This is a genomic window from Cystobacter fuscus (assembly GCF_002305875.1).
GTDB lineage: Bacteria > Myxococcota > Myxococcia > Myxococcales > Myxococcaceae > Cystobacter > Cystobacter fuscus_A.
This window is the reverse complement of record NZ_CP022098.1, coordinates 11,202,706-11,218,815: the sequence shown is the minus strand read 5'-3', so window position 1 is coordinate 11,218,815 and position 16,110 is coordinate 11,202,706. Positions and strand designations below refer to the sequence as shown.

The 16,110-nt window shown below is 64.2% G+C and carries 15 protein-coding genes; 6 read left to right on the top strand and 9 right to left on the bottom strand.

The features are described from left to right. Positions 1 to 13 precede the first annotated feature (13 nt). Genes CYFUS_RS45420 through CYFUS_RS45405 form a run of 4 tightly spaced genes read left to right on the top strand, consistent with a single transcriptional unit; the run spans position 14 to position 4,696 of the window. Entirely contained in the window at positions 14 to 1,009 is a 996-nt protein-coding gene (locus tag CYFUS_RS45420; RefSeq protein ID WP_198316362.1) for an AAA family ATPase, read from the top strand. Further along, positions 1,002 to 2,765 (top strand): hypothetical protein, encoded by a 1,764-nt coding sequence (locus CYFUS_RS45415; protein ID WP_095990903.1) that lies wholly within the window; start codon positions 1,002 to 1,004, stop codon positions 2,763 to 2,765. The genes CYFUS_RS45420 and CYFUS_RS45415 overlap by 8 nt, the downstream gene beginning before the upstream one ends. Before the next feature lie 25 nt (positions 2,766 to 2,790). After that, the gene (locus CYFUS_RS45410) at positions 2,791 to 3,768 is read left to right on the top strand and encodes an ABC transporter ATP-binding protein (protein WP_095990902.1); all 978 of its coding nucleotides are present in this window, start codon (positions 2,791 to 2,793) and stop codon (positions 3,766 to 3,768) included. Positions 3,769 to 3,784: 16 nt separating this feature from the next. Next, complete coding sequence (locus CYFUS_RS45405) at positions 3,785 to 4,696, top strand: hypothetical protein (RefSeq protein ID WP_095990901.1); 912 nt, start codon at positions 3,785 to 3,787, stop codon at positions 4,694 to 4,696. A 3-nt stretch (positions 4,697 to 4,699) separates the two neighbouring features. Here the strand turns inward: CYFUS_RS45405 and CYFUS_RS45400 are convergent, their stop codons facing one another. The 7 genes from CYFUS_RS45400 to CYFUS_RS45370 form a co-directional block, all read right to left on the bottom strand. Continuing rightward, positions 4,700 to 5,584, bottom strand: coding sequence for a type VI immunity family protein (locus tag CYFUS_RS45400; RefSeq protein WP_232537182.1), 885 nt, complete (start codon positions 5,582 to 5,584; stop codon positions 4,700 to 4,702). Beyond that, positions 5,584 to 6,417: a hypothetical protein gene (locus CYFUS_RS45395; protein ID WP_157759033.1), complete on the bottom strand. Its 834-nt coding sequence runs from the start codon at positions 6,415 to 6,417 to the stop codon at positions 5,584 to 5,586. Before CYFUS_RS45395 ends, CYFUS_RS45400 begins: the two co-directional genes overlap by 1 nt. A 92-nt stretch (positions 6,418 to 6,509) precedes the next feature. Then, on the bottom strand, positions 6,510 to 6,689 hold the full coding sequence (locus tag CYFUS_RS45390; protein ID WP_095990898.1) for a hypothetical protein: 180 nt from the start codon (positions 6,687 to 6,689) through the stop codon (positions 6,510 to 6,512). Positions 6,690 to 6,751: 62 nt separating this feature from the next. Continuing rightward, complete coding sequence (locus CYFUS_RS45385) at positions 6,752 to 7,564, bottom strand: DNA-binding domain-containing protein (RefSeq protein ID WP_157759032.1); 813 nt, start codon at positions 7,562 to 7,564, stop codon at positions 6,752 to 6,754. Next, positions 7,561 to 8,391: a DUF692 domain-containing protein gene (locus CYFUS_RS45380; protein ID WP_095990896.1), complete on the bottom strand. Its 831-nt coding sequence runs from the start codon at positions 8,389 to 8,391 to the stop codon at positions 7,561 to 7,563. The genes CYFUS_RS45385 and CYFUS_RS45380 overlap by 4 nt, the downstream gene beginning before the upstream one ends. Continuing rightward, positions 8,388 to 9,116 carry a c-type cytochrome gene (locus tag CYFUS_RS45375; RefSeq protein WP_095990895.1) on the bottom strand — a complete coding sequence of 243 codons (729 nt, stop codon included), beginning with the start codon at positions 9,114 to 9,116 and terminating at the stop codon, positions 8,388 to 8,390. The genes CYFUS_RS45380 and CYFUS_RS45375 overlap by 4 nt, the downstream gene beginning before the upstream one ends. Positions 9,117 to 9,197: 81 nt before the next feature. Then, positions 9,198 to 9,605 carry a FixH family protein gene (locus tag CYFUS_RS45370; RefSeq protein WP_157759031.1) on the bottom strand — a complete coding sequence of 136 codons (408 nt, stop codon included), beginning with the start codon at positions 9,603 to 9,605 and terminating at the stop codon, positions 9,198 to 9,200. A 1,319-nt stretch (positions 9,606 to 10,924) separates the two neighbouring features. Between CYFUS_RS45370 and CYFUS_RS45360 the strand changes: the two genes are divergently transcribed. Together CYFUS_RS45360 and CYFUS_RS51425 are read left to right on the top strand one after the other, a co-directional pair. Further along, positions 10,925 to 11,890, top strand: a complete 966-nt coding sequence (locus tag CYFUS_RS45360) for a DUF4238 domain-containing protein (RefSeq protein ID WP_157759030.1) — start codon at positions 10,925 to 10,927, stop codon at positions 11,888 to 11,890. Positions 11,891 to 12,069: 179 nt separating this feature from the next. Beyond that, positions 12,070 to 14,103, top strand: a complete 2,034-nt coding sequence (locus CYFUS_RS51425) for a CHAT domain-containing protein (protein WP_157759029.1) — start codon at positions 12,070 to 12,072, stop codon at positions 14,101 to 14,103. Between the two features lie 28 nt (positions 14,104 to 14,131). On the opposite strand, the gene CYFUS_RS45355 is transcribed toward CYFUS_RS51425, so the two are convergent. Continuing rightward, positions 14,132 to 15,037: a DUF2381 family protein gene (locus tag CYFUS_RS45355; RefSeq protein ID WP_157759028.1), complete on the bottom strand. Its 906-nt coding sequence runs from the start codon at positions 15,035 to 15,037 to the stop codon at positions 14,132 to 14,134. Between the two features lie 101 nt (positions 15,038 to 15,138). Then, positions 15,139 to 15,729, bottom strand: coding sequence for a hypothetical protein (locus CYFUS_RS51420; protein WP_157759027.1), 591 nt, complete (start codon positions 15,727 to 15,729; stop codon positions 15,139 to 15,141). Positions 15,730 to 16,110: the final 381 nt, after the last annotated feature.

The window sequence follows — 16,110 nt, the reverse complement described above, 5'->3', positions numbered from 1 at the left end:
AGAGGAGTCGGCCGTGTCGGACTTGTTGAGCCCCGCCGAGGTGCAGGGCGCGGCGGAGCGGGTGGCCCTGCTGCAGAAGGCGTTGAACCAGGTCCTGCTCGATCAAACGCAGGTGGTGGAGCAGGTGGTGGCGGCGGTGCTCGCGCGCGGCCACGTGCTGCTCGAGGGTCTGCCGGGTCTCGGCAAGACGGAGCTGTGCAAGGCGCTCGCGCGGCTGCTCGGGCTGCCCTTCCGGCGCATTCAGTTCACCCCGGACTTGCTGCCCGGCGACATCACCGGCACCTACGTCCTCGAGGGCGAGGGTCGCCGCGACTTCACCTTCCGCGAGGGGCCCCTCTTCGCCCACGTGGTGCTCGCGGATGAAATCAACCGCTCCAGCCCCAAGACGCAGGCCGCGCTGCTGGAGGCCATGCAGGAGCGGGGCGTGACGGTGCTCGGCCAGACGCGCCCACTGCCGGACCCCTTCTTCGTGCTCGCCACGCAGAACCCCATCGAGCTGGAGGGCACCTACCCCCTGCCCGAGGCGCAGCTCGATCGTTTCCTCTTCCGCGTCCAGGTGCCGCCCGTGGGCGCGAAGACCCTCACCACGCTGCTCACCACGCGCGTGCGCGGCGCTCCCCCCGCGCAGCCGCCCGTGACGGACGCGCAGGGGCTCGCCTCGCTCTTCGCCGCGGTGGACCGGGTACATCTGCCCGTGCCGGTGGCGGACTTCATCGGCCGCCTGGTGGAGGCGAGCGATCCGCGCGCCCCCGGAGCGCCCGAGTCCGTGCGCCGCTTCGTCCGCTTCGGCGCCAGCCCTCGCGCCGCCCTCGCCCTGGCCGCCGCCGGCCGCGCGCTCGCGCTGATGCGGGGCAAGCCCAACGTGGGCTTCGACGAGGTGACGGCCTGTGCCCCCGCTGTCCTCAACCACCGGCTGGTGCTCGCCTACGAGGCGTCCCTGGAGAAGGTGGGCCCCTGGGAGGTGGTGCGCTCCCTGCTCCAGTCCACTCCCGAGGTGCCCCGTGCGTGAGTGGAGGGCGCTGCTGCTCGTCCTGGGGCTGTGCGCGGGCGTCGTCCGGGCGGAGGTGGTGATCGAGGAAGCGGCCCCGGCCGCGGCCGTGGAGGACCCCCGCCTGCCCGGCTACGTGGAGACCTCGGGCGCCCCGGAGAGCGCGTCCGATGGGGAGCTGCGCGTGTCCGTGGCCACCACCCTGCTTCGGTCGCCTCGGGGTTACTACCCCCTGGAGGTGGAGCTCCACAACACGGGCTCCACGCCGCGCGTCGTGGAGATTGGCATCACGGCCACGGCCTCGGAGGTACGCCGTGTCGAGGTCTCCAGGCGGCAGGTGGAGGTCGGCCCGCGCCAGCGGCTGTCGGCCTGGATGATCGTCCCCGTGATTGCCCGGGGTGGCATCGTGCGGGTGGAGAGCCCGGGCCTGACGTTCCGCGCCTTTTCCTTCTACTCGACGGATGGCTCGGGACAGCCCGTGCTGGTGCTGGGCACGCAGAAGGCCTTCGAGGAGGGCACGCACCTGCCGCGCGTGGAAGAGGGAAAGCTGGCGGTGCGCTTCCTGTCTCCCGAGAACGCGCCGCGCGAGCTCGCCGCCTACGTGGGCCATCCCTTCATCGTGGTGGCCGGGGACGTCACCGCGCTGCCCGCGGATGTGTGGAGCGCGCTCGAGGCCTACGCGGCCACGGGGGGACAGTTGACCCTGCTCCATCCGCCGCGTGACGTGGACCTGCGCCTGCCACTGCTCACCCGGCCCACTCCGGGAGACGTCCAGCCCTATGGCTTCGGCCAGGTCCGGTTGTGTGAAGGGGCGGAGGGCTGTGCCTCCGGACTGCTCGCCGATGCGGCCGCGCTGGAGTCCAGCAATGCACCCCGTCCGGGCCCCGTGCATCCCGCTTCGCCTCCGAGCAGATGGGGACACCAGCAGGCCCTGGGCTCGGGTCTGTGGCCCCTGTTGCCCGGTGTCCAGGCTCCGGTGGGCCGCTTCCTGGGCCTCATCACCCTCTTCGTGCTGGCGGTGGGGCCCGGCGGGTTGCTGCTGGCCCGGCGCAAGGGGCCCGTGGCGCTGCTCATCGCCGTGCCCTCGGTGGCGCTCGTCACGTGCCTGGCCTTCGTGGGCTGGTCGGTGGTCGTGGAGGGCTTCTCGCTGCATGCCGCGCGCTACAGCGTCACCTGGCTGGACCGGGAGCGGGACCGGACCGTCACCGTCGGCGTCGGGGGCTACTACGCCAACCTGGAGCCGGAGCCCTTCCAGGTGCCCGTGCTGGGCGCGCTGCTGTCCTCGGACTCGGACTGGGAATCGCGGCCCCTCGAGGCGGACTGGACCCGGGGCATGGTGGTGACGGGTGGCTTCCTCTCCGCGCGCACCTACCAGGAATGGGGCGAGGTGGCCGTGGGGCCCTCGCGCGCCCGGCTCGGCGTATCGGCCGAGGGAGGGCAGTTGCGCATCCGCAACGCGCTCGGTGCGCCGCTCGTGGAGGGCTACGTGCGCTCCGGGGGCGGGTGGTGGAAGTTGCCCGCGCTCGCCGAGGGCGCGGAGGGCCTGGCCACGCGGCTGCCCGCGAGCACCCGGGACGACGTCACCGAGGAGCTGCGCCCCACCAAGGACGTGGATCAGCGCCTCTCCCCGGTGCTCGGGCGCCTGTTCCAGGAGCCTCTGCCCGAGGGGGGGTTCCTCGCGAGGCTGGAGGGTCCGGGGTGGACCTTCTCGGCGGCGATTCCGGTGAGCCTGCACGAGGGCTCGCATCTGGTGCGGGGACGGGTGGACGGACCATGACGCGGACGCGAGACGAGGTGGAGGGATGAGCCTGCTCGAGGTGAAGGGACTGCGGCGCGACTTCGGCGCCCTGCGCGCGGTGGACGACGTGTCGTTCGAGCTGGAGGCGGGCACCGTCCTCGGCTTCATCGGGCCCAACGGCGCGGGCAAGAGCACCACGATGCGCATCCTCGCCACCCTGGACACGCCCACCGCGGGCGAGGTGCTCCTGGATGGGTACTCGCTGGTGGACACGCCGGACAAGGTGCGGCCGCTCATCGGCTACATGCCGGACCGCTATGGCACCTATGAAGATGTCACCGTGTTCGAGTTCCTCGACTTCTTCGCGCGCGCCTACGGCCTGACGGGCCCGGTGCGCGCGCGGCGGCTGGCGTCGGTGATGGAGTTCACCGGCCTGGGACCCCTGGCGGACAAGCTCACCCACTCGCTGTCCAAGGGGATGAAGCAGCGCGTGGCGCTCGGGCGCACGCTCCTGCATGACCCGAAGCTGCTCATCCTCGACGAGCCGGCGGACGGTTTGGATCCGCGTGCCCGCATCGAGCTGCGCGAGCTGCTGCGCGCGCTCGCGGATCAGGGCAAGGCGGTGCTCATCTCCAGCCACATCCTCACCGAGCTGGCGGAGATCTGCGACACGTGCGCCATCATCGAGCAGGGGCGGCTCTTGGCCACGGGCAAGGTGGCGGACGTGCTCGCGCAGGCGGCGGGCACGGCGGTGGTGGAGTTGCTGGTGCGGCTGTTTCCAGGAGCGGAGGGGGAGGCGGAGTGGGCGCGTGCCGAGCGGTTGTTGTGGGAGCAGCCCCACGTGAAGGAGATCGCTCGCGAGGGCCAGGCGCTGCGCGTGCGTCTGGAGCAGGAGGGGGCGGCGGCGGAGTGGGGAGACGAGGTGGCGGCGCGGCTGTTGAGGGTGCTCGTGGAGGCGGGCGTGCCGGTGTGCGCGTTCGGCCACCGCGAGCGCAACCTGGAGGATGCCTTCATGCGGGTGACGCGGGGCCGGGTGGCGTGAGGCGGGAGGTGGGCGGATGAACGGGCGGGTCTGGGGCGCGGTGGCGGTGGGCGTGTTGCTGGCATTGCCCCTGGTGGGGCTGTTGTGGACGAGCGTCTCGCCGCAGCGGGCGGGGACGTGGCGGCGGTTGCCGATGATTTCCCCCGACGAGCGCCTGGCGCGGCCCTCGTTCCTCGAGGCCTGCGCGAGCAGCGCGGAGTGCGATCCTCCCCTGGCCTGTTTCTCGGACCGGCGCTACGACCGCCAGACATGTAATGGCAGTGATTGCCTCATCGACGCGGATTGCGCTCTGGGATCGGTGTGCCGGTGGAACCCGGTGGGGGATGGGACGAAGACGGCGATCGCGTCCTGCACCTTCGTGGGCGTGCGCGAGGAGGGGGAGTCCTGTTTGCGCCTGCCCCGGCGCGACGAGGGGGCCTGTGAGCGGGGACTCGTGTGCGCGGACTGGTGCGCGCGGCGGTGTGGACTCTGGCCCTTCAACTCGTGTCCGGAAGGGTATTTCTGCGCCGAGGACGATCCCAACGGTCCGGTGTGCCTGCCCACGTGCGAGGGCCGTGTGTGCCCGGAGGGGGAGCAGTGCGTGCGGGAGGCGACGCCGGGCGTGTCGGTATGCGCGCGGGTGCATGGCCCGAACTGCCAGCGTGAGCCCTGCGCGGAAGGACTGACGTGCAAGGTGGACACGAGTCCGGTCCGGCCCGGAGAGGCGTGGATGGAGTGTGTCACGCCGTGTACGGGCGAGGGCTCCTTTGCCTCGCCGTGCCCGGGATTCAGCGCATGCCTGTTCGGGACGTGCCACGACATCTGTAGCCTCGGAGAGGAAGACCCGTGTGCCCCGGACTACATCTGCGTCCCCATGCACGGCGACTCCGGGGTGTGCGCGTGGGCTCCGCAGTTGCCGGAACCCGTGGACGCTCCGCGCGGGAAGTGAGCTTCAGTCGAGGAAGCGGCGCTCCCAGCGGCGCATGACCTCCGCGGGGAGGACGGGGCGGGCCTCCTGGTAGAGGTGGGGCTCGAGCACGCGCGCCAGTTGGCGGTATGGCCGCAGCTCGCCGTCCGCTTCCGGCCACTCGCCGAGCTGCACCAGGACCTTGTCTGGCTGCAATTGCTCGACGGAGATTCCGGGCAGGGTCAGCCGCTCGCGCAGTCCCGCCACGCCGCCCAGCTTGTCCAGGAGGGGCTGCCCGTAGAAGTTCAGCCAGTAGGCCCCTTTGGGGCGCGTGCCCAGGTCATAGGTCACGTTGTCATCAACGATATCGAGTCCCGGGTAGCGGAAGCACAAGTCATGAATCAGCGGACCGACCCGAAAGGTGTCCATCATGCCATTGAATGCGAGATTGGCGTAACCCGAGGTGAGTGGAAGTTCTCGCGCCAGGGCCATCGCCAGTTCCTTCACTCGTGCCGGGCCCTGCTCTTCCAGGTACTCGGTGGGCAGCCAGAACGAAGCACAACTGACCGCGTCGGGCGAACGTATGTAGGTGTCCGTGCCAAGCATCCGGCCCCTGTAGTCGAACCGGTATCCACTCCACTGGTCATCATGTTCCCAGAGTTGGATGACGCAGCCGTCCGCGTTGATCAATTGTTCATGGATGTCGCTGAGCGCTTTGGCGTCTAGCCGCAGGTCGTATCCCTCATAACCCGTGTAGAAACCCAGCTTCTCCAAACCCACATGTTGACGATAGACTGCCAACGCGCGGACGATGGAGCCTCCAATCTGCCGGTGTGGGCGCTGGATGAAGAAGTTCATGACGAGCCCATCGCGCAAGATATGGAGCCCGGCTGGTGTATGGCCTTTAAAATGAGGATAGCGACCGTTCATCAATTGATCTCCCACGGTGTGACGCGTAACGCGGGGCCGAAGACTTTCTCGTAGACTGTCCCTTGGGTTTGATCCCGGTAGGGACCTTCTTTGTAGACAGTCCACTTGGGGCGATTACTGAACAGGCACGGGAACTTGAAGTCATAGACGAATTGAGTCTTCAACGGATTTCCTTGGGCGTGGATGACGATGTCAGGAACGAGCGTTCCTTTCATGTCCCTCCCTTGGTTCTTCCTCATGGACTCCTGGTGTTGCTTCGGGCTCACCAACTCGAGTTGACCTGTCGTCGGAGTATGACGATAACGTTGTTCCAGACTGAAGCGTCCTGGCAAAAGTTGGCTCAGGCGATTCCTGGCGCATTCAATGGCCTCGGCGTGTTTCTCCTCGCCCAATTTCATGGCCCGTGTGATGGGCTGCCCACTCGGGTCCCATTTCAAGATTTCTTCACATTGCTCCCGGGTCGGGTCTCCGCCAATGCGTCTGCGATTCACCGTCTCGTGTGCTTGGATGGCGCATTCTTGCAGGATCTTCTCCACGGCCGCGCGCAGTTTCTCGGAGAAGATCTCCCCATCGGACGAGAGCGTCGCCGCCGCGACCACGGTGCCCACCGCCACGGCTGTCCCATGCGTGCGTGGCGTACTGGGGTGAACCGTCGGCTCGAGGACTCTCACCTCGGCTTCGAGCGCGTTGCACTGGGAGGCATCGCCCAGGTGCTGCTTGACGCAGCAGGAATAGGTGGTGTCCGCAGGGGTGCACACGTCGTCGGACAGCAGGCAGCCTCCGATGCCCCACGAGAGCCACACGAGCAGTCCGATTCGAGCAAGCACATTCATGTAAGAAGTTCAGCCAGTGGGCGCCTTTGGGGCGCGTGCCTGGTTCATGGGTCACGTTGTCATCAACGATATCGAGTCCCGGATAGCGGAAGCTACACTGCCGCCCGGCGCGCCTGCTCCGCCAGCCGCTGGAAGGGGCTGGGCCGGTGCGAGAACGGAATGTTGTCGCCGTTGAGGAACATGCCCCCTGGACGCACCAGTCGTCCCGGTTGGTGGTAGAGCGCCACGAGCCGCTCGGCCGGCAGCCAGTGGAGCGCCGTGGTGCTCAGCACCGCACGCGGCTGCGTACACGGAATGCGGCACGGTGTCGCACGCGGCCCTCGCCTGCTCCGCCCTACCGGTCGGCCGTCCCCACCCAGAAGCCCCACCGCAGTCCCTCGGCGAGCCATGTGCCGATGTGCGCCACGAGCGCCTCTTGCTCCGAGAGCGGCAGGGACGCCTCCACCTCCGCGAGCGCGGCGCCGAACGTCTTCGTGCGCAGGGCCCATAGCAGGCGCGCCCTCACCGGGGACAGCGGCACCTGGATCAGGGCCTCCCCGTGGCGCAGCAACATCCAGTGCTGGCGCGTGGGGAGGGGGGGCGGCAGGGGCTGGCGCCGCGCGTCCGCGTCCGGCCCCAGCGTCCGCCGGAGCGCCACCAGGGGCCAGCTCTCCTCCAGCAGGCGGCACGCGGGGGATGCCCGCAGGAACCGCTCCTCGAGCGTCGCGAGCTCTTCTGGAGAGGGAGCCCAGGCGGGCACCTCCGGCGCCATCCACACCTCGCTCCAGGCCGTGTCGATGTCCGTCGCCTCGGCGAGGGCCGCGGCGGGCAGCCCCGCGGGCAGCGAGGACACCTGCGTCCGGAGCCAGCTTCCAAAGCCCCGGCCCGCCAGCCGCAGATCCCACTCCCGGGGGGGATGCTCGCGCGCGAAGCGCTGGACGAGCAGGTTGAATGGGAACAGCCCGAGGAGTCGGGCCGTGAGCGGGTACTCGCCCTGGAGCACCTCGAAGAGCCGGAACCAGTATTGCCGGTTGTAGAGCCCCCGCCCCGTGCCCTGCTCCACCGGGCGCAGCGTGCCCGACGAGGCATCGAGTGGCGTCCGCAGTGTGGCACCGAACCGCTCCTGGAAACCGGCGAGCCACTCCGGGGGCGCACGCGAGGGGCTCACGCGCGAACCCCGGCGGCGCGCTCCAGCTCCTCTACCGCGCGAGCCAGAGGCGGCACGTTCGTGTCCCACTCCAGCAGCGTCGGGAAGGGCCCTCCCCGGCGCCACGCCTGGGCGTAGAGCTCCCACACCGCCCCATCCACGGGCTGGCCGTGGGTGTCCACGAGCGTTCCGTCCGGCTCGGGCTCGTGCCCCGCGAGGTGCACCTGGAGGACCCGGCCGAAGTCGATGGCATCCAGGTAGCCGCGGGGGTCGAAGCCGTGATTCCTCCCCGAAACGTAGATGTTGTTCAGGTCGAGCATGAAGTAGCACCCCGCCTCCCGGACGACGGAGGCGTAGAACTCCCACTCGGTCAGGTCCGACTCGGGAAAGGAAACGTACGAGGAGAGGTTCTCCAGCCCGAAGGGCCTGCCCAGCCGGCGCTGCACCCACGCGGCCCGCTCGGCGGCGAAGTCGATCAGATCCGCCCGGAAGGGCGTTGGAAGCAGGTCATGGTGCGACAGTCCTCCGGCGCGCACCCAGCACAGGTGGTCGCTCACGAAGGGAGCGTCCATCGCGTCCGCCAACCGGCACACCTCGTCGAGGTAGGCCTCGTCCAGCGGCTCATGGCCCAGCAGGTTCAGGCCCACGCCATGGAGCACCACGGGCACGCGCTCGCGCACCCACGCGAGGTGCCTCCGGGGGGGCGCCGCCGCCCCCAGGTAGTTCTCGCTGATGATTTCCACGTAGGCCACCGATTCCGGCCACGCCTGCTTGAGCGCTTCCAGGTGGGGCAGGCGCAGCCCGAGCCCCAGGGCATCCGCCCTCGGCGTGGGGACCGGACGGCTCATGGGACCGGGGCGGCGGGCCCCATGACCTCATAGGCCTCGACCTCGAGCTCCAACTGGCGCACGTAGTCGACGACGCGCTCGATTTCCTTGCGCGAGTACTTCGCGTGAAACGCAGGCATGTTGGCGGACAGGACCCCGTCGGCGCTCATCCCGTGGATGCCAAAGGCCACGATGGACTGCTGGTAGAGCCGGGAACGGCTGAGGAATTGCTGCCGGGCGGTGTCCGGAGCGGTGCCCGGTGCCACGTAGTACACGAATGCCGTGGTGTTGGTATGACTGTGGCACACAGGGCCGCACGAGTTCTTGTAGACCTCCTCGCCCGTCTTGCCCGAGTCCGCGGGGAGCTCGATGCAGCTCATGCCACCGCAGGAGTTGAGCGCCTTGCAGGTGTGTTCCGTGAGCGAGTAGTCGAAGCGGTTGTAGGAGACGCCTTTGCAGGAGTTGTTGCCAGAACACACGGCATGCGTCTGCACGAAGCCGCCGCGCTGCTCGCAGTCAGCGGAGAAGCGCTCGAAGGTCAGCCCTCCCTCGACGGTACTCCGGCTCACGACGTGGGGCCCCTGCGGCTCCGGATCGGGTACGCCCTGGGAAGGAGGCGGCTCGTCGGGCTGGCCGCAGCCAGCGGAGCCGAGCCCCATGAGGCCGGCCACGGCGGCCAGCAGGAGCTTCCGGGATGGCTGCCCAGGGCTGGCGTTCGGGGCGGAGGAGGTGTCATTCGGCGTCATGGCTTCTCCTTGAGCTATATGGAAGGAGAGTCACCCTACGTCAGCGGCTCGGGCGTGGCTCCGCGACAAAACGTCACACGCTCACGGGGCTTCCACGGATAACTCGAGGGTGTCGCTGCGCCCCTCCGTGTCCACCTGGATGGTGACGGTCCACGTGCCCGGCATGGTGAAGTCCACAGTGGCCAGATAGTCCCCGCGCGCCTCGCGGGTGACGGCGGGCGCGGGCGCACCATGGCCGTGTCCGGGCATCCACAGGCTGACAGAAACCCGCGTGGCCTCCACCGGTGTCCCGGCGGTGTCCGTCACGTGGATGCGGAGCCTGTTGCCGCGCGGTTGCAGCGTCCCCTCGAAGCCCGCCTCGAGCCGCACCAGCCCGCTCGCGGTGTCTCCTCCGGCATCGGGAGCGGTGCCAGGCTCGGACCCGGGAGAGCACGCGCAGGCGAGCAGGACGGAAAGCAGGACATGGGCGAGGCGAGCGGGAAGACGCATGGCCATGGCCCGCAGACTAGCCCGGATGATTCACCAGGGCTCGGAGAGGAGACGCAAAGCCGGGCAGGTGTCAGACTCGAAACAGCTTGCCGCGCTCCGTCCAGACGGGGTGCGGCAAGCTGTTCACGGGGACTCCGGGGTGTGCGCGTGGTCCCCGCAACTGCCGGAGCCCGTGGACGCCGGGGTGCAGCCAGAGTGGTGCGAACGGCCGGTAGAAAGACTCCTCAAGCATTGTGCGGTGTCCCAGTGGCCTCTCCACCGACCGGCAGCACGGCTCGGGCAGCCCTGGCGTTACCCCGCTCTCATTCACGTGGGAGGCCCTCTGCGCCGAGGTCGCCAAGCTCAAGGTCCAGCGCCACGAGCGCGACCATCTCGTCCGGCTGCCCCTTGCAGTTTCGGCCGAAAAGAAAGCCCTGTGAAGCGCCTGATGGCGCCCGGGGTCTTGCTACATCTCTTGCTACAGTCTCCCGGAAAGCTGAATCCTTTCTGGGAGATCCGGAGTGGAGGCGGCGGGAATCGAAGCCGCCGAGGGCGAGGCCGCCTTCACTCGGGACCAGAGGCACATCCCCGTTTTCCCTCTGAGAACGGGGCGCGCATCTGTCCGGGTGAGTGCAGGGGAGTCCATTCAACTTGGTCCTTTTTTGGTCCCCGTATGCGCCTCAATGGGACGAAGCAACTGAGCACCTTGCCCCAAGGTCTCCTACTGGCTCTGCTGCCCAGTTCTACTACTACTTCGATATTGCGTCGTTGCGGCGGACATCCTGCCGAGCCCTCGTCTGTTTGACGGGCTTTTCGTGGTGAGTGTCGATGTGAATGCCTTGAGGGACTGGCTAACCAAGCAGCCAGCCGAAACGAAGGCGCAGTAAAGGAGGGAGGGAAGGTTGTTGAAAGGAGGTGGCGGACTTCTTCTGTCAGGAGGTACAGCATGGGGAAAACCCGGGACTGGTGCAGTTACCACATGCAGGGCCGGGACGCGCGCTTGAGCGTGGCAGTGGTGTCGTGCTGGCGCCGCCGGGATGATCCGCACTGCCACAGGTTCCTGAAGTCACCGGGGTGGTGGAGAAATGCGGCCGGGCGCGAGCGCTTAGGTCAGCTTGCCTTTTGGGTGAAAATGGGAGCCGCAGTAGCACATCATTCATCGGTAGTAGCCGACTTCAGCGTAAGGAGCACCACGCTACACGCATGAACCCGAAACTGGTTGAGATGAGCGGCAACGTTCGTACCATTTCATCAGCACCCAAAAGAGGGCAAGGGTGCTCCTCTGCTTTCTGGCCGAGCTTGTCTTGTGCTGCAAGATCTTGCAGGGAGGCTTTTCAGCCATGAAATGCCACTTCGTCCCACAGGGATATTTGCGCCGGTTCACCAACGAGAAGAACCTTCTTGAGTGCTGCGACCTCCACCGGGATTATCAGCTCACCAGGACTCAATCGACGAAGGCGACGGCGCAAATCGAAGACTGGTACGTGCTGCGCAAGCCACAGGACACGCCTGTCCTTGAGTATGTAGGAGAGAAGGACATTGAAGAGGCTTTCGTGTCTCTTTACGAGAAGGACTTGCCTGCGGCTCTGGATCGCTTGGAGCGCCAGAGTATCACCTTCTCAGACAAGGAACTCCTGGCAAGATTTGTGGCTATTCAACTGCACCGAGCCCCCATCTCCAGGGAGTATTACCGGCAGGTGAAACGTCAGGATGCCAAGCAGGTGCTTTCTCATGAGAAAACCTTGCAGCGCAATGCAGGAATTGCGCGCGGCTTCCTGGGAACGCTCGTGAGCGGGATAACTCTTGAGCCATTTCTAATGGAGTCTACTTGGGTGCTTGTCAGGAGGACAGGGACCACGCCATTCATTACGAGCGACAACCCCATTCACGCTCACAACCACCCGCAGAACCAGAACCACCTTGCGCAGGTGCAGGACTTCATGGCCGCGCGCGGCCAATCTTTCAGTGATGCAGAACTCAAGGCTCGAAAAGGCGGGTATGGCGTAAGCGTCTCTCCTCAGCATGTGCTTTACATCAACACAAGCCTGCCTAGAAATCCAGCAGACATCTGGGTGGAGACTGGTAGTTGGGACGAGGCCAGGGTGCAGCAGTACAACGACCTCGTTTTCAGGTCATGCCTGAGTTGCGTCTACACTGTAACGAAGGAACTTGCGTTGAGCTACGCTCAAAGGCACACGCGCGGCGAAATTCAGAACGATCTCTTCGTCGACGACCCCTTCCAGGAGACTATCCAAAGCCCTAATACGTCAGGACAGGAGAGCCAAGGACCAGAGCCGAGTACATGAGTTCACGACTAAGCAACAAGCGGAGCTGAACCGCTTATGTAAGTAAACTACTCTGTTGCACCTTGGCAGTCAGCGTTGAGGACTCTACTATGCTTGCACCAGCGAAGCTGGACCCACTAGATCTCTTATATCTCATTCTATTCGATGACCCGTCTGGAACACACGAACAAGTCCCCGTCGTGAGTTCAGAGGAGGCCGTTTCTGGCAACACAACGCTTCCTCACGGCTTCGATTTGGCTCTAGAGCCTATTCTTCCCGCGATTGACTACTGCCTCCAATTGCCCCGTTCGCTGGGCGACACCATCGATTGGAGTGCCACGTTGTTGTACAAGTTCCGAAATCTGGATCTCTCGCACAATATAATGATCGCTCCGGTATCTCTTCTAGACAACGAGATGCTGCTTAATGGCCTCGCGGCGCGTCATCCCACATTAATCATATGCTCACCAGAGTCTGAATCACGGGCGCAAATACTGGCTGAAAAAACCATGCCTCCATTAGGGGTGGCTGTCTTCGATAAGTTGAACGATGAACTGCGCGCCCATCATTGGAAAGTGCTCACTCAACTACCCTTAGCCTTAACAGCGATTGATGGCTCCTCTTACGGTCGGATTGAGGTCCCGCCCCCTAAACTCCCGAAAGAACTTGCAGGCCATAACGTTCTCCCATCAATTCTCGATGCACACCAACTAAGACGAACTGACGGCATTCCTTTCTCTGAGCTTGGCGACACGCGCAACGCCCAGCTTTTCCGGTTGCATGTGCGAAGCATGATCTACGCGATTGCAGAGATGGAGCGCCGCAAGCTCTCGAAAGAAGAGGCCACGCGAGAGGTGTATGAGAAGATCATCAGCGAAATAAAGGCAGAAATTCAATTGCCAGTCGCCATTGGTCTACCCGGAGTTCCGCGCAAGTATCAACAAATGGCGTATGGAAAGAAATTCAAGCCGTCGAGTGCCAATCTTGAGCTGGAAAGAAGAATCATCCAGCAGTGCGTTGCGCACCGAGCTGTGGCGACGAGTGGATTGGGTATCATGGCGGAGGATGTTCCTGATGAAGCATTTCAAGCCCTGGCCAGCATCGAAAAGCTTGTCATAGCCTCCCCCAGAATCAACTCGAAAGAGGTTTGGCGTCAACTGGATCGTATTTCGCGTCATCTACAGAAAGTCATTGGCGAAGAGAGCCTCAAGGTGATGTACAGGGCAAATCGCGTGCACGCCTTTACGAATTTTCCGGTAGGGCTCATGAGGCTCCCAGAGCACTCCTCGCCACTTCTGTGTGTGTCACCTGTATCTATCAGGCCTGTGCTTCCCCTGACGCGCACGTTGCAAATGGAAATGAGTCAATTTCCATTTGTGTTTCTAAAGAAGCAGCTTCGGGTTCTAATCGCGGAGTGCCTTGAGCCTGACGATAAAATCAGAAATCTCTCAGACAGTGGCTGGAAAGCATTGAAAGAAGTCATTGAGACTATTCCAGGTGCAATGTGCACCATCGGTGAGTTCAAGGATCCACAATCACTCGCTTTTGATTTGAGCGAAAAAAATTATGACATACTAATTATTAGTGCCCATGGGGATTACGACCCAGGCCGAAGTGTGGCAGGGCTTAGATTTTCGACTGGAGTGAGCCTTGGGCTTGAATTCAAGCGTGTGCCACCACTTGTCATTTTGAGTGCATGCCATTCATCGCCACGCGGTGTGGCGGCAGTAAATATCGGAGATATGTTGATCAGACATGGCGCCCTCGCCGTGTTGGGTACACTCATTCCTGTAGACGTGAGGAGAAATGCGACCCTCATGGTTCGCCTGTTTGCCAACATCAAGGCGGCAATTGAAGGAACAGCGTCATTTCGCACCTTCGAGGATGTCTGGACATTCGTTGCCGCATCAAATGCATTCAATGAAATCATGAGTACGACCACGGGGCTCCATGCGGCAATGGGCGCAGGCTCCCATGGTGGATTTAAAAACAGTTTTTTTGACGAGTTTATGATGCAGCGCTCACCCGGTCGCCTAACACGTGGCCATATTTACAAAAACACAGAAGAGGTTTTACTCGAAATTGCTTCAGAGCGCGGATTCGCACACCAACTTCGCCCTGTCATCGAGGAAAGGAGCTATTTTCCAGAGTCCCTCTTCTATACTATGATTGGTCGGCCCGACCGGATTGTGTTTTCTGATGACATTCTGAATGCTGCGACGACAAGCGATTAATTATTACTCCTAGCTATTGCGACCCTAGTCAAAAAGGAAAGGTGACGCCTTTCATTGTGACCGCGCGTGCTTGTTGTTCCTCGCGTAGTTTGAGTGAGCAGGGGCAACCAAGTTGCTCTGAACTCTTCTCGACGCCGACCACGACAAATCCACTACTGCCGGAAGAAATGGCTGCATCACGCCATAATGAAAGCACTACATCCACCCCCATGGAATTGGTCAGCATGGCCTCTGTTGCTGTCCATGTCTCGGTGCCGAAATTACGAAGTAGCAACCTCACGGCTATGCTTCCCTTATTGCTGTAACTCGTAGCCTCCTCTACCGTCAGCGCGTTGCCCGGATGTTGCACCAACCCCTCGAGAAGGTCCTTCGAGTGAATCTCCTCGGTGCGTTCCAGCCAAGCGGCGCCCATGAGCCCTCCCAGTTTCGTGCGCTCGGCCAGTAGCCGCGCCTTCTCCTTCTGGCACTGGCTCGCTTCGGCCCGTGCTTCAGCGGCCTCCCTCTTGAGTTCGTCCGCCGAGCGCGCGGAGCGGAACACCTCCACACTCCGGACCCCTTGCTCCGCGTGCCCCACCAGCCAGAAGGCGGCCTCTTCCGGGGCTGCCCCATCCCCGAAGCGCACCGTCAGCTTCACCCTCTCCCCTGGCAGGAAGCTCCGCTTGGGGTAGACCGTCACGAAGGCCCCGCCTTGTGCGAAGTCTACGGAGCGATTGTCGGAAAGCACGACTGCCCCTGAGGGCAGCGGCGCACCAAATACGAAGGTTGTCGGTGCGCCCGGGTTGACGCATACGCCGGGCACCAGTTCGGCGGGCTTGGCCATCAAATCAATGAGAGGGGCCGCCGAACACTCGGAGGCGCGGGGCGGGTCGGCAGCCCCTGCTGTGCCAGCGAGGAGAGCCAGCGTCAGGAGCGCGCCAGGAGACAGGGGAAGCACGGGCAACCAACCTCCAGAAGGTGAGCGGGGCCACGTCGAACTGCTCGGACGTGGCGCGGATGACGCTTGGCTCGGCGCCGCGCCGAGTCAACACGGGGCCGCTATTGGAAGCGGCTTGTCCCCTGTATGTACATGCGGGGGAACACCTTGATGACGCCTGATTTGCTTCCGGGCAAAGGGCATTTGCCCACGCCTGAGGGGCAATCCGGGCCTCCTCCGGGCATGGCAGACGCGCGCGGCGTGTAAACTTGAATGCAGACCGGGTACGTCTGCTTGTTGGGTGTTTGTGCTTGGGTAAAGCGGCCGAAGTAGCGGTTTTCTCCTGCCACCAGCGTCCCAGTTAGCAACGTGCCTTCGGGCAATCTCCAGGCCGAGCTGCCGTAAACACCCTGAGTAACGTACACGGCAAAAGGACCCTCCTTCATTGTGGCGGGATCTTCTCTTGCACTCGTGTACCCTTGCAGCATGGCCGTTGCATCTGGCCCACCACCACGAATTTCAAACGTGGTGTGTGACTCTTTCCAGCCGGTAGGACAGTCAAACGACGCGATTTCGGGGCGCACCTGAGCGCCAGTGCAACCCATAAGCACGACGGTGCAAACACCGGCCGCCGTGCAGACGCGTTGAGTGGTAGGCGTACAACGCGACGTTCTGCCCTTCTTCTGTGCAGTGAGCTTCTCTTCGGGCTTCAAGCGGGAGTCCTCCTGGCGGAGCATGGCGGTAGGTGTGGACGCGGATGGTTGGACCCTCACGGGCTCCGCACTCCTGTCAGCTTCGGCCGGGTTGCCCGGCGGCGCCACTTCGTGGAGGGGGACGGCGCGTCCTGCCGCTCCTTCTTGGTCAGCAGCGCCAAGTGATGATGTAGACTGCGTCGCTAGGAGAATGGACGTTGCGTCCCGGACAGGTGCTGGCGAGCGCCACGGGCCCACTGCGAACGCCACTACCACGAGCACCGCCACCAAAGCCGAGGCTAAGGCGCTGGAAAACAATAAAGTTGCCAACTTCTGTGGTTTGTGATCTGGCCTCCTCATGAGGCACGACTCGAAACTGGAAGCGGCCATCCGTCTGACCCA

Excerpts from the sequence above, each read along its gene's own strand:
- CYFUS_RS45405 (WP_095990901.1), top strand. The coding sequence starts at position 3,785 with ATGAACGGGCGGGTCTGGGGCGCGGTGGCGGTGGGCGTGTTGCTGGCA.
- CYFUS_RS45410 (WP_095990902.1), top strand. The coding sequence starts at position 2,791 with ATGAGCCTGCTCGAGGTGAAGGGACTGCGGCGCGACTTCGGCGCCCTG.
- CYFUS_RS45375 (WP_095990895.1), bottom strand. The coding sequence starts at position 9,116 with ATGACGCCGAATGACACCTCCTCCGCCCCGAACGCCAGCCCTGGGCAG.
- CYFUS_RS45370 (WP_157759031.1), bottom strand. The coding sequence starts at position 9,605 with ATGCGTCTTCCCGCTCGCCTCGCCCATGTCCTGCTTTCCGTCCTGCTC.
- CYFUS_RS45395 (WP_157759033.1), bottom strand. The coding sequence starts at position 6,417 with ATGAATGTGCTTGCTCGAATCGGACTGCTCGTGTGGCTCTCGTGGGGC.
- CYFUS_RS45380 (WP_095990896.1), bottom strand. The coding sequence starts at position 8,391 with ATGAGCCGTCCGGTCCCCACGCCGAGGGCGGATGCCCTGGGGCTCGGG.
- CYFUS_RS45400 (WP_232537182.1), bottom strand. The coding sequence starts at position 5,584 with ATGAACGGTCGCTATCCTCATTTTAAAGGCCATACACCAGCCGGGCTC.
- CYFUS_RS45360 (WP_157759030.1), top strand. The coding sequence starts at position 10,925 with ATGAAATGCCACTTCGTCCCACAGGGATATTTGCGCCGGTTCACCAAC.